Annotated in this window: 11 protein-coding genes; all 11 read right to left on the bottom strand. The window is 60.6% G+C overall.

Translation table 11 applies throughout. The annotated features are described in order from the left end of the window. The coding region (locus FJ471_RS32560) for a trypsin-like peptidase domain-containing protein (RefSeq protein ID WP_246684891.1) at positions 1–540 on the bottom strand (540 nt) is incomplete at its 3' end. A gap of 361 nt (positions 541–901) precedes the next feature. Then, positions 902–2,248: an AcvB/VirJ family lysyl-phosphatidylglycerol hydrolase gene (locus FJ471_RS32555; RefSeq protein ID WP_140809703.1), complete on the bottom strand. Its 1,347-nt coding sequence runs from the start codon at positions 2,246–2,248 to the stop codon at positions 902–904. Beyond that, positions 2,241–4,907: a bifunctional lysylphosphatidylglycerol flippase/synthetase MprF gene (gene mprF / locus FJ471_RS32550; RefSeq protein ID WP_140809701.1), complete on the bottom strand. Its 2,667-nt coding sequence runs from the start codon at positions 4,905–4,907 to the stop codon at positions 2,241–2,243. The genes FJ471_RS32555 and mprF overlap by 8 nt, the downstream gene beginning before the upstream one ends. A 4-nt stretch (positions 4,908–4,911) precedes the next feature. Continuing rightward, positions 4,912–5,871, bottom strand: coding sequence for an ABC transporter permease (locus FJ471_RS32545; RefSeq protein WP_140809699.1), 960 nt, complete (start codon positions 5,869–5,871; stop codon positions 4,912–4,914). Then, positions 5,855–6,796, bottom strand: coding sequence for an ABC transporter ATP-binding protein (locus tag FJ471_RS32540; RefSeq protein WP_140809698.1), 942 nt, complete (start codon positions 6,794–6,796; stop codon positions 5,855–5,857). Before FJ471_RS32540 ends, FJ471_RS32545 begins: the two co-directional genes overlap by 17 nt. Next, the gene (locus tag FJ471_RS32535; RefSeq protein WP_140809696.1) at positions 6,793–8,010 is read right to left on the bottom strand and encodes an NEW3 domain-containing protein; all 1,218 of its coding nucleotides are present in this window, start codon (positions 8,008–8,010) and stop codon (positions 6,793–6,795) included. Before FJ471_RS32535 ends, FJ471_RS32540 begins: the two co-directional genes overlap by 4 nt. A gap of 248 nt (positions 8,011–8,258) precedes the next feature. After that, positions 8,259–8,684, bottom strand: coding sequence for an ion channel (locus tag FJ471_RS32530; protein ID WP_224667909.1), 426 nt, complete (start codon positions 8,682–8,684; stop codon positions 8,259–8,261). 245 nt (positions 8,685–8,929) lie between these two features. Continuing rightward, positions 8,930–10,132 carry an FAD-binding domain gene (locus FJ471_RS32520; RefSeq protein ID WP_140809692.1) on the bottom strand — a complete coding sequence of 401 codons (1,203 nt, stop codon included), beginning with the start codon at positions 10,130–10,132 and terminating at the stop codon, positions 8,930–8,932. Positions 10,133–10,816: 684 nt separating this feature from the next. Further along, positions 10,817–11,062: a DUF982 domain-containing protein gene (locus tag FJ471_RS32505; protein WP_140809704.1), complete on the bottom strand. Its 246-nt coding sequence runs from the start codon at positions 11,060–11,062 to the stop codon at positions 10,817–10,819. Positions 11,063–11,122: 60 nt separating this feature from the next. Next, entirely contained in the window at positions 11,123–11,548 is a 426-nt protein-coding gene (locus FJ471_RS32500; protein ID WP_140809686.1) for a hypothetical protein, read from the bottom strand. Positions 11,549–12,040: 492 nt separating this feature from the next. Continuing rightward, on the bottom strand, positions 12,041–12,271 hold a 231-nt coding region (locus FJ471_RS32495; RefSeq protein ID WP_140809684.1), incomplete at its 5' end, for a conjugal transfer protein TraD.

Genomic DNA, 12,271 nt, shown 5'->3' with positions numbered 1-12,271 from the left:
GAACTTGGTGCTGCCGCCATCGACCTTGAGCACGGCAAGATCGGTGCGCGGATCGGTGCCGATCAGCTTGGCGTCGAGTTCCTTGCCGTCATTGGTGACCACACTGAAGTCAGAGCCTTCCGAGACGACGTGGTTATTGGTGACGAGGTAACCGTCCTCGGAGATGAAGAAGCCGGAACCCTGCGCGATCGGGCGCGGCTCGCCATTGCCATGGTCGTGATGGTTGAAACGATGCATGCCGAACTCGCCACCCTGATCGCCAAAGCCGCGGAATTCCTTGAAGAAGCGGCGTAGCTGCGGATTGTCAGGCAGGTTGTCGAAGCCGTTCTGATCGTTCGAACCCTCACCGGCCGTGGACTGGACCTTGGCCTTGACCTTGACGCTGACGACCGCCGGCGACACGCGCTCGACGAGGTCGGCGAAGCCGGGGACCTGCGCCGACTGAACGTGCACGGCATCGGCCAGAACGGGTGTCGTGCCGGTTGCATAGGCCCCGAAGCCGATTGCCCCAGCGATAGCCAGGGAGGCAGCGGCAGCCATCAGACGTCCATGTGTACGGGGTAAGACTTTCATGATCTCGTATCCTCTTTCAAGATATCGCGCCCTGATGGGCGTCGTGTTGAAAAGAATAGGGAGGGGCGCATTACAACGTCATTTCCTGCGCATGAACTTTTAGTAACATTGGCGAATAATTGATCGCGGCTCAGCTATCGGGAGATCTCACGCTGCTTCTTCCGAAGCTGGAAACTTCGATTCCTGACTAAGCCAAATACTCGGCTACTTGGCGTGCTCGAATCTCCTACCCTTGGGACGAACGCAGTCGGTGACGAACAGCACCGGAAGCGTTGCTCTTCGCCAACGGCTGGGCGGGAATTCCAGAGCGGCGTCCAGTCAAGGAGCGCTACATCCTAGCAGCGACCCTCTTGTTGAAGCCATCCAGGATCTCCTCGGCCAAGCGAGCATAATTGCCATCAAAGTGATGGCCGCCGGTTGTCTTGATCACCTCGACGCCCCTCGGGGAGAGCGCGTTGCAGAATGTGTCGGTCTCTTCATTTCCGTAGAAACATTGGAGCAACTTCGCAGGCACCTGCTCGATCGCCGGCCCAACCGGAACGGCCTCGGAGCTGGGCGCGGCTCCAAGCCACCCTGCGACTTGAATCTCCCAATCGGCTGCATTGGCGAACCCCAGCAGGGAGATTTGCGCGATACGGTCTTTGATGCCTGTGGCGAGGTCGTTGTAGACGAATGGGAGCACGTCCGCGCCAAAGGAGTAGCCGACCAAGGCGACATCCTTGGCATGCCATTTTTCGCCATAGGCCTGGATCACCGCAGCAAGGTCGGCCGCCGTCTGCTCAGGCGTTTTCTTTTCCCAGAAATAGCGCACGCTGTCCCAACCGACGACCGAAACTCCCCGCGATTGCAGCTCTTCGGCGATCGTCTTGTCGAGATCTCGCCAGCCCCCGTCCCCCGACAAAACGATCGCCATCTGCCCGGTTGGGTGTGACGCTGGCAATTCGATCAAGGGAAGCGCCGCGAGGCCGCTAGCGTCGCCCGCATCGAAATGCGGCTGCACCAGTGAGGTCACCGCATCGCTCGCGCTGCCGGGGACAGACTGAACGCTCATCGGCATGTCCGCGCTTTGGAGCGAGGCAAAATAGGCGCGCGCTTCCTTCGGCTCGGCGGCCGTAAAACCAAGGTTCCAAAACCCCTGCAGGGCCTTGGACGGTCCGTACTCGAAGCCGCCGGGCTGAGGAGACGAGGGCGCGCCTGCGCAGAGCGGGCGTTCGCTCGGGAGAACCACGGTCGGATCCACCGAGACAGCCCCTGCCACCGTGTTGACCGGAGCCTGCGCCAGAATGGCCCCCGCGAGCGTTCCGCCGGCATCGACACCAGCCAGAATGGGAAAATGGTACTGCAGGCCACTGTGCTCGCGCTGCAGCCGACGGCTCAGTATCTCCACGTCGCCCACGAGGTTGTGGCAGGGCTCCTTTTCTTCCGCGAGCCTGGCCAAATAGGTTTTGGTGTCCACGCCGACGGCGAGTGCACCCTGCCGCCCCAGCGCCGCTAGCGCTGCCTGGTTCGCGTCGCTCCACCCGTCCTGCCCCGAAAACAAGACGACGTATCCCTGGATCGGACCATCCGGCACCACAAGGTGGACATCCCCGTAGCGGCCGCCCTCGATCGCCAGTGATGGTGTTGGCGCCATGATTGCAAATGCCGCTGACAGGAGAATGGCAAGCTTATTCATTCTGCGATCGTGCTCCTGAGCTCTTGAACCTGGCACCAATCAAGGCTGTGGCATCCGCGAGCACGACAAACGGGCTCAGCGTACCCGACGCTGCCAGGTAGCGCGGTTCCCACACCGGATTGAATTTGCTCTTGAACGCTCTGAGGCCCTGGAAATTGTAGAGCCGGGTTCCATAGCGCCAGATCATCTCACCTAGCCTGTGCCATCGCGACGACAGCGGGGCAGCCGACACGCCGCTCAATGGAGCGATGCCGAGGCTTAAGCTGCCGTAGCCCATGTCCTTAAGTTCGAGGATGAGCTTCGTGAACAGGAATTCCATGGCGTAGGGCGAGGCCGTGCTCGTAAGCCGCATAAGGCCGATCGAAGCTTCCTTCTGCGCCCCGGTTGTCATGACGGTAACGAACGCAACGGCAAGGCCATTCTGTCGAACGAGGGCGACCCATTGGGATCCCAGATATGAGGGTTCGAACGCGGCGATCGAGAATCCTTTTTCCCTGGTTCTGCGCGAACGCAACCATGCTGCCGAAATCTCGATCAGGGCATCCATGATTTCGGCGATCTGTCGGGGTGGCACAAGTTCGAACGTCAGCCCATCGCGTTCGCCTCGCTTGAGCGAATAGCGGAGGTGGGCACTTGTTTTGCCCTTCATGTCAAAACCGGCGAGCGCCACGCATGCCTCCTCGCCAAGCTTCATCACTGACAGGCCCGCGTCCAGATAGAACGGCAAGCTTTCAGGACGGATCTCGTAGAAGGCGGCGCGACCTCCATGGCTTGCGGCCAATGCAACAAATCGCTTGATCAACTCCGGCCATTCCTCGATCGGGCCCACGGGGTCGAAGAGCGCAATCCAGCTGCGGCCGCGCTTGCCGTACATTATGAAAGCGTCTCCCGTTTGTGAGAACAGCAGGCTCTTGTCGCCCATGAGAGCTAGCATCGCCTGGCTTCTGGCTTGGGCACGAATGATCCGCGAAGCTTGTCCAAGCGCTAAGATATCCGGGTGAGGTGCGAGCCCCTTTGGCGGGCGGAGCAACTGCCAAAGGCCGATAACGACGGCAAGGATTGCGGCACCCAGCAAGGCGCGCAGCGCCCTGGGGGCCTGCGCATCAAACTCAAACTGCCACCATAGGTCGCGCGCTGTGTAGTCGGCGTTGCGGAACGCCACGAGGAAGATTACGGCCGCAGCGAGGACGATCACGCCTACGGCGACGGCCCATCCTTGCGTAAACGGCTGACCCAACATTGAAGCAGGTCGGTCAAACCGACGTTTGGTCGCAATTAGGAGGCTGATGACAATCGCCAGGAATCCAGCCTCTCCATAAGCGAGTCCCTTGGCCAGGGACAAACCGAGACTTGCTGTCGCCATCAAGAACGCAAGCCACCAGGCACCGTCACGTCGTTCAAACAGCCCACGAGCCACGAAGAGAAACACAACGCCGGCCAGGCTGCCGAGAAAATGAGACGTTTCGACCGCCCACAGGGGCAGGCGCATCGAAAGCACTGCCAGCCTGTGGCCGAAAGTCGGCGTTGCCCCGGACGTGAGCAGCATCACTCCGGTCGCAAATGCGATGACGCCCATGAAGCGGGGCGAAAGTTGAGCGGCCGCCTCGACAAGCCGATCGTTGGCGGTGGGCATCCTCGTTCCCAAGGCAAGGCGGGTTTCGAATATTGCCAGCAAGGCCGCGGAAAGAACCAATGGCATCCCGAAGTATATCCCTCGGTACGCCAACAGCGCTGCCGCAATCTGATCGACGGGGGCATGTCCCGCATAGACCCAAAATACAGCAGCCTCAAATATTCCAATGCCGCCTGGCAGGTTGCTGACGGCCCCCAATGCGGTGGCAGCCGAGAAGATAGCGGCAAAGCTTAGGAAATTTATCGAAGCCCCCGGTAGAAGCATCCACAGAGCGGTTGCTGCTCCGAAGAGACGGATACCCGTCAGTCCAAGCTGCATGCCCGCGATCGCCTTGCTCGGGACTGCAAGGCTGAAGTTTCCCACGCGGACTGGTCCGCGCAAGCCAAACAACAGGAGTATGATGGATCCAGCGAGCGCGCTTCCTGCCGCTACCTGCAATACGCCTGTCGGCCAGCCGAGAAGGTGGGAGACCGGCTCAGCTTCAATGAGTGTCGTCATGCCTCCGAAGCCGGCAAGGCCAAGGCCGAAGCCGCCAGCGACAAACAAAAGGAGCCGGGCAATATCCTCGGACCGAAGCCCGACGGCTCGGTAGATCCGATATCTCACGGCCGCGCCGGTAAGGGTGCCGAATCCGACTGCATTTCCAAGAGCAGTGCCACAAAAGCCAGCCACAATGGGCGCGAGACGTGGCGTGCGAGCGCCGACGTAGTAGACCGCGCACACGTCGCGCCCGACCACGGCCGCCAAGCTTACCGCTGTCGCGAAGACCGACCAGCCTATGGAAGCCGCCGGAAGGTGACTGAGCGCGTGCACAAGCGCATGATAATCGATGCTCTGGATCGTGCTGCCAAATGCCAGGACAAGAAGGGTCAGCGCCGCAAAAATCGTTGCTGAAAGGCCGAGGCGGCGTGCCTTGGCGCCGGATTGGTCGCCCAGGTGCGGAAGGTCCAACTGTGCCGCGCTTGGCGTAGAATTGCTTTCTGCGGAGCGCGCGCCTTCACCATCAGTTTGCGCGGTAAGCGACATGTCTTTACGCCCGTATCTCTTGTCGCTGGAACGAGACATAGGCGATGGTGAACAACACCAGAAGGGCAGCGATCATGCCGGCGAGTTGTGGCCAGATCAGCGCCACGCTGAGCGAGAAGGGCAAGGGCGCTCCCATCAGCGCCCCGCTCAACTGGCTAGTCAACAGCAGGCCGAGAGAGCGCGTTGCCGGATTGAGCAAGGCAACGGTAGTTTCGCCGTAAAGGGTGTTGGGCGAGATCCGCGCGATGGCCTGCTGAATGTCGATTTGGTGAACCGCCGTCATCGGATCGAGCGGGTCGATCGGCGCAACTGCTCCGGCGATAAGCGGTGCCAGCATCGGCCAGAACACCGTGAACAGCAGCCAGGCCGTGAGCGCGCAAAGCGCCGACGTTGCCGGCGATTTGACGATCGTTGAGAAGGCCATCGCCACCGCCAGCCAGACGCCGGCGTAGACAAAAGAGGCGAAGAGAAAAGCAAGGCCGCGGGCGATCTCCTCGCCGCTGGGCGGCAGTCCGAGCAGAAGCATGCCAAGGCCGGTGACCAGCAGCCACAGAGCCAGCAGGCAGATGGCGATGACCAACAGCCCGCCCAGGAATTTGCCGGTGAGAAGCGCATCGCGGTAGATTGGCTGCGACAGGATGCGCGACAGGGTGCGGCGGCTATACTCTCCATTGATCGCGTCGAAGCCCAGCGCGATCGCCACAAGCGGCACGAGGAAACCGAGAAAGAAGACGAAGGACGGCAACGGCTGCTGCGCGGTGGTGAACAGGCGCAGGAACAGGAACGGATCCTCACCGACCGTGGCCTTGATCTGGCCGATCGCGGCATAGACAGAGCCGATCGCCGTAAGCAGCACCAGAACCATCACCAGATGGATGCGGATGCTGTTCATATGATCGGCTGCCTCCTTGCGCGCGATCGTCGACAGACCGGCAAACGGTGATCCTTCACGCGGCGATGTCATGGCTCTCTCCCTCGAAAAACTGGACATAGACCTCGTCGAGCGTAGCCTGGCGAATGGTCATTGAATGGAGCGCACCGCCGGCACCAACGACAAGACGGGCAATGTCGGCCCTGACGTCCGCGTCGGCATCGACCCGCCAGCGTCCCTCCCTCAAGGGCCTCAGGCCCGATATGTGCGGCGCCCGGGCAAGCACCTTCGACAGATCAGTGTTTTCGACTTCGACCTCGACCGTATGCGTGCTGCCAAGGACGTCCGAGGTGAGGTTCTCTACCGAGCCGATGAGGCCTATGCGGCCTCTTCGGAAAAGTGCCACCCGGCTGCAGACCGTCTGCATCATCGCGAGCAGGTGCGAGGAAAGGACGAAGGTCATGCCCTGGCCCGCCAGCTCTCGGATCAGTTCCAGAAGTTCCTGTGTCGATTGCGGGTCGAGGCCGGACGTCGGCTCGTCAAGAATGGCGATCTCGGCCTGCTTGACCAGCACTTCTGCAAGTCCGAGCCGCTGGCGCATCCCGCGTGAGAAGGTTGCGACGCGGCGGTCGGCGACCTCCGCCAGCCGAACACGTCTCAATGCGCCGGCGATACGCGCGTCGGCCTCGCCGGATACCAAACCCGCAAGCCTTGCCGTGTAGGTGAGATTTTCCCATGCGGTCAGATGATCGTAGAAGCCGATCTGGTCCGGGAGGTAACCTACCTGACGCTTGACCGTCAGCGGTTGGCGCAACGGGTCAAGTCCCAGAACGCGGATCGATCCGGCAGTAGGCTCGGTCAGCCCGAGCAGCAAGAGGAGCGTGGTGGTCTTTCCCGAACCATTCGGGCCGAGCAGGCCGAAGACCTCGCCCTTCTCGATGGCGAGATCGATTCCGTCGACCGCCGGAAATCGGCCGTAGCGCTTGACAAGGCCGTGCGCTTCGATGACCGGGCTCATCGCCGTCCGTACCGCGTCACGGCAAAAGCGAGCATCAGCGCGGAGGCGCCGATCACGCCAAGGCCTGTCACGCCCCAAAGCGTGGATGTCCGGACTGTCACGCGGAAATCGGCGTTGTCGGATGCGCCGTCACCGTTTGCCCGGACCGAGACCATATAGTCGCCGGCGATCGCCTGGGTCGAAGGCGTCATCGAGACGCCGACATCGGACGTCCCGCCAGGCGCGATCTCATCCACCTTTTCGGGATTGAAGGTAACCTTCCAGCCAGATGGCGGGCTCGCCGAAAGCTTGACGTCGCGGGCCGGGGCCGAGCCGCTGTTCGACAAGGTGAATGTGAAGGTGCGCTCCTGACCGGCCGTGGCATCGCCGGACAACCGGCCCTGCGGACCTGCAAGGGATACCGATGGCCTGCCGGTGATGTCGAGCAGCAGCTTGGTGTCGGCGCTGGCGGTGCCGCCGCTGGCTGCGACTGCCACTGGATATTGACCCGCCTGGGCGTTGTCCGGCGGCCGGACGCTGACCGAGAGCGTCTTCGATTCCCCTGCCTTCAGCGGCAGGCTGGTCAGTTCCTGCGATCCGTAGCCCTGCTTGAAGGTCACCTGAAAACCAGGCGGCGCCTTAGACAGAAGATTAACTGTCGAGTCTTCCTGGCCATCGTTCTTGATATCGACCTGGAAGTCGAAGGCCGATTTGGCAGTTCCGCGCAGCGCGGGAAGCTTGGGTTCCAGCGTCAGCTTCGCCGGCTCGGTCTTGGCAAGCGTCATCGCCATTGGCAATTTCAGAGCCTCCGTGGAGGCCTTGCCAGACACGTCAAAGTTCACTGCCTTGCCAACGTCGCCTGCTGGCGGCGTCAACTTCAGCGTCAGGCTGACCGTGCCGTCCGAGTCGGCGATTGCCGCGGTAACGGGTTTGCCGCCGCCATCGATCTCCCACTTCCAGCCGGCAGGCAGGCCGTCGACACCGAGTTCGACGCGTTGCGGCGGCAGTCCGCGGTTAGCCAGGCTCAAGGGGACGCTGACGTTCTTCCCGGCTTGGGCCGAGAATTCAGGATAGGGCGTGGTCAGCCACAAGCCGGTCGGCGCCTGGCTGGCGGCACCCGCGGCGCCTTGTGCGTATGCCTGAGGTGTTGTTGCAACGAGGCCTACCGCGAATAGAGCTGTTGCGACATAGGTTGTCGGGTTCGAAAAAGGCGCACGAATACCCGCAGGATTCATCGATACCTCCCGCTCACAAATTGAAAATTATCGTTTTCTTGCAAAGCTTTGGCCGCTCTGCTCGGGGAGCAGGGGGTGCCTCTAATGTGGCACGAGTTGGGCGATATTTACCCGGCCGGGCCATGTTCACGAATTTGTTCCAATTCGTCACTATGCGTGATCGACGCCGCCATCGATCTCAGCCGCAAAGAGAGGCTCAAGTGGGAGCGATGGGGACGCTGAGCAGGCAGGAAGGGCACTGGTCGAAGCTATTTTCCCTTCCCACGCCAGTCTTCAACCAGCGAGAAAAGAAACGAGCCTGACCAGGTGAGGAGCAGCAACCCGTTCAAGGGCGCTATGGACGTGACGAGCCGCATTTCACCGATCGGGATCACGTTGTTGTAGCCGAGGGAGGCATAGGCTTCTGCGGCGTAGTAGAAATAGTCCATGCTCGTCGGAAAGGCCTTCCCGTCGAAATCGCCGAGCGCAAGCGTCTGGTCCGCGAGGTGGAATATCGCGGCATAAATCCCGATCTCCACGAGATGAAGACCGACCAGCCCGCAGATGACGAAGAGCAACGCGGGATAAGCTCCAGTTGACCTGCGGGCCAATCTGTCGAGGCGCTGGATTGCCTCATAGTGAAGAGAAGACGACCCGATGACGGCGACAAATGTCAGGGCGATAGCGATCAGCATATTCACGGGATTGTCTCGCTATCTCTCTTCAGCGTTTTTGAGCTGCGCGCAGAGGACCGGTTCGAGCTTGGCGACGGGTCACGATGATTGCGCGCATGTGGGCCGAAGAAAGGCGGGGTGTCTCGCGCGTGCGGCTGGACGTGGCCGACGCGTTCGTTTGATTGGTCCACCAGATCGGGTTGCCGTCGCAGGTGGAGCAGTTGGCTCGGCAGCTCTTGGGGTGCTGCGTTTGTGGCTCATGACCGTCAAGAATCGAGGAATGGCCACCGATAGTCAGGTAGCTGTATTTCGTCGGTGATTTCCTTCCCGATCACTGCGCGCGCAAGCCCGGGTACGGCGAATGCCTTTGTCACCAAGTTGCGGATCAGCAACCCGAGCTGCGTCCTGGGCGCCAGGGCGGCGGCAAATCGCTTGGCACCGCGCTGCTTTTTCTGAATGTACTCCCGCAAGAACGCTTCGTAGTTGAGAAAGCCCTCCTGATGCCGTCCATCGGCTTCCAGGAGTTCGCCTGCCAGTACGTAGGCTGAAATGATCGCCAAGGCCGAACCCTGTCCCGCCAGCAGGGAAACGCAAAACGCGGCATCACCGGCGAGGGCTATGCGACCTTGCGACCAGCTGTTCATCCTGATCTGGCTGACGCTGTCGAAATAGAGCCCGTCAGTACGATCCAACTCCTCCAGGATGTGGGCACATTCCCATCCGCCATCTTCGTATTTTTCTCGCAGCATCTGCTTTTGCGTGCCCAACGCTTTTGGGAGGGAGCCGCTGTCGACGGCATAGACGAACAGGAAGAGCGTGCGGTTGTGGTGAAGCGTGAAACGGCCGACCATTCGTCCCGGCTGCCCGTACATCAAATAGACGTCCTCGTCGCGTGGCCGGTAGTCCTCGACCTCAAACGCCGCGACCGCGTAGCCGAGTTTCTTCTCGAATTGATGCCGGGGTCCGAACGCGAGCCGCCGAACGCCCGAATGCAAGCCATCGGCACCAATCACCAAATCAAATTCGCGTTCGGCGCCATGTTTCAGCCGCACGCGGACGCCATCTGATTTTTCCTCGAACCCGACGATCTCATCGCCGAAAATGATCTCGGTTGTGTCTTTGATCTTTTCGAACAGCAAGCGAGCGAGATCGCTGCGTGCGAGGGTCACATAGCGGTCGTTTGTCAACTCGCCGAAGACGTCCGTGCCAAAGCCTGCGACGCGCTTTCCACTATCGTTCACAATGCGCATCTCGCGCACATGATATCCTACGCGATTGATGTCTGCCGCCAGGCCCATCCTCTCTGCGATCCAATAGCCAAGACCCCAAAAATCGATAACATAACCCCCGGCACGCAGTTGAGGCGCCTGCTCGATCAGCGTTGGCCGGAAGCCGGCGGCGGCAAGCCAAAAGGCAAGAGCAGGCCCCGCAATTCCCCCGCCGGAAATCAACACCGTTCGGTTGGTCATATGGGCCACCCTTTAAAGCACTTCGCCGGGATACACACCCCACAAGTCGGTTTGTTTGACGAAGCCGCTGACCGTCCCTTGCGCAACAGCGCACCACTTCCCGTCACACCGTCTCAGATTCACCCGGACACGAGGCTCGAGCCAAGCAGTGATAGGTCCATCGATTGTCGGTTTCTGGCGCAGCACCACGTTATTCTTCGCCCACGGAGCGACAATCCCCGTTCTGCGCCACGACAGGAGCGGCCCAAGATCCATCCGGTGGTTCCCTCCCAATCCCTTACGCGGCGCCAATTGCCGTACTGCTGGTAGATCTCAAGCGGGATGCCCGGGTGTTTCATGACCCATTCGATGCCGTAGCCGCTGCACGGCCCGACGCGGAGATTGGCATATGAAGCTTTCAGCGAGACGAAGCGAGGTAGAGGAAGAGCTCTGACCTCCGCCCCCAGCCCTTTCATCGGTGCGGGTAGCGAGATCAGCACAGTTGTAAGAATGAAAAGGATTGGGACGAATTGAAACCGACGGCCGACCAGCCGGCGGACTGTCGGGAAGCCGAGCGGTGCTACGGAATTCATGGCCGTTCCCTGCGAATATGGAAGGGGCCGATCATCATCAGCCGCCATCGGCGGCGCCGCTCCCGGCGTAATCCGGTTCAACACGAGTCCGCACCATCGCTCGGCACGAGGCTTATTCGACAAGCATGTGCGCCTCTCGAGCCGCATCGACCAATGCGTCCCTGGCAACGTCGGCCGCAATGCCGCCGTTCATGGCCTGGCGGCAGGCGCGTAGTGCCGCCAGATGCTTCTGACTTCCTGCATTGCGCCAGTGCTTGGTAAGGAGGTCGACTGCTTGATTGGCGTTGGAAAGATTGTTGATCTTGCCGGATATGCCGGTCGCCACTGGAACCGGCCTTGAAAACCAAGCTTCATACATGGCCACGCCTCCGTTGCGATGGCTGACGGGCAAACACTGCGTTGCCGGGCGAAATCGAAGTCAACCTTTGGTGCTGTCCTGAGCCACGTTGTTGGTCGGGATTGTGTCCATCGCTGCCAATTTGTCCGCACATAGGTCCGCGGCGCCTGGGGCATCCTTCTTCATTCCGGCCAGTTTTACCCAGCCGCCGTCGCTGATGAAACTGTCCCTCTGATAAGAGGACGTTCCCTTCAGTTTGGTCAGGTTTTCTGTCGCGTTTGACGCTGTGACGAACTTTTCGACGCAAAGATTGGCGACCAGTTCAGCCCGCGCCTTGATGGCCGAGGTCTTCGCCATTTCCGATGCTGTTCCTGCCGTGGTCCAACCGCCGGCTGTGAAGCCGACTATCATCGTCAACACCGCGGCGCCGACTACCGACCAGAACCATAGTGTCTTGGAGGGCTGATATTCGTCGAAGCGTTGCGAAACTGTTAGATTGTCTGCCATAACTTCCTCCTTTTCAGATGTACGCTTTGCTTCAGGTTGATTTTCGCAGCCTTGGCCGACAATGGCCGGAATTCGAGCGATCAATGGACACAAGGCCTCTCTGCCGGGTCGACCCAGATCAGAAGATGGGACAAGGGGATGCTAGGCCCGACTGGCAGAACTTTCGGGCGCGAGCACGTCGGCGCAGATCCTCGATCGTCCGCACTCATTTCCCGCACTCTGGCGCCTGAGACGATGTGCTTGAGCACCCGGAAACTTTCGAAAATGGAAAAAGCGGTCAAAACTTCACCTCGATGTCCGATATACCGAGGCAGACCGGAAACTATTCCAACCCAGTCGCGATTATGTGAAGTGGCATTGTGCTGCCGGGCCTCTGCCGAGTTGATTGGGTACGTTGTGATCGCTGGTGCAGCATGAGCCAGCCTAGCTTGGCGAACCGCGTGATGACGGGCAGTACCGCGATGTTGGGTCTCCGCGCTTGCCCGGCATCTGTCATTCCCGACCTCGCTGTCCCTGCGCAACGATGGGCGCCCCATCTTTCCGTTCTGCTTCGAACACTTCTTTCCCCTTTTCGGCCCAAAGTGTGCGCGCGTGTTCGCCTTGCACGCTTCGGAGCTTGTTCGCCATCGAGAGCAGCGCGCCGTAGATGATAGCGCGATCGTCATTGGTCAGATCAACGATGCCTGCCTTGTCGACGAGACCGCCGAGTTCAATCAGATGTCG

It is taken from the genome of Mesorhizobium sp. B2-7-1 (assembly GCF_006440735.1).
Classification (GTDB): Bacteria; Pseudomonadota; Alphaproteobacteria; order Rhizobiales; family Rhizobiaceae; genus Mesorhizobium.
This window is presented reverse-complemented; position numbering and strand designations above follow the sequence as displayed.

Excerpts from the sequence above, each read along its gene's own strand:
- FJ471_RS32535 (WP_140809696.1), bottom strand. The coding sequence starts at position 8,010 with ATGAATCCTGCGGGTATTCGTGCGCCTTTTTCGAACCCGACAACCTAT.
- FJ471_RS32500 (WP_140809686.1), bottom strand. The coding sequence starts at position 11,548 with ATGGCAGACAATCTAACAGTTTCGCAACGCTTCGACGAATATCAGCCC.
- FJ471_RS32545 (WP_140809699.1), bottom strand. The coding sequence starts at position 5,871 with ATGACATCGCCGCGTGAAGGATCACCGTTTGCCGGTCTGTCGACGATC.
- FJ471_RS32505 (WP_140809704.1), bottom strand. The coding sequence starts at position 11,062 with ATGTATGAAGCTTGGTTTTCAAGGCCGGTTCCAGTGGCGACCGGCATA.
- FJ471_RS32555 (WP_140809703.1), bottom strand. The coding sequence starts at position 2,248 with ATGAATAAGCTTGCCATTCTCCTGTCAGCGGCATTTGCAATCATGGCG.
- FJ471_RS32520 (WP_140809692.1), bottom strand. The coding sequence starts at position 10,132 with ATGACCAACCGAACGGTGTTGATTTCCGGCGGGGGAATTGCGGGGCCT.
- FJ471_RS32540 (WP_140809698.1), bottom strand. The coding sequence starts at position 6,796 with ATGAGCCCGGTCATCGAAGCGCACGGCCTTGTCAAGCGCTACGGCCGA.
- FJ471_RS32530 (WP_224667909.1), bottom strand. The coding sequence starts at position 8,684 with ATGCTGATCGCTATCGCCCTGACATTTGTCGCCGTCATCGGGTCGTCT.
- mprF (WP_140809701.1), bottom strand. The coding sequence starts at position 4,907 with ATGTCGCTTACCGCGCAAACTGATGGTGAAGGCGCGCGCTCCGCAGAA.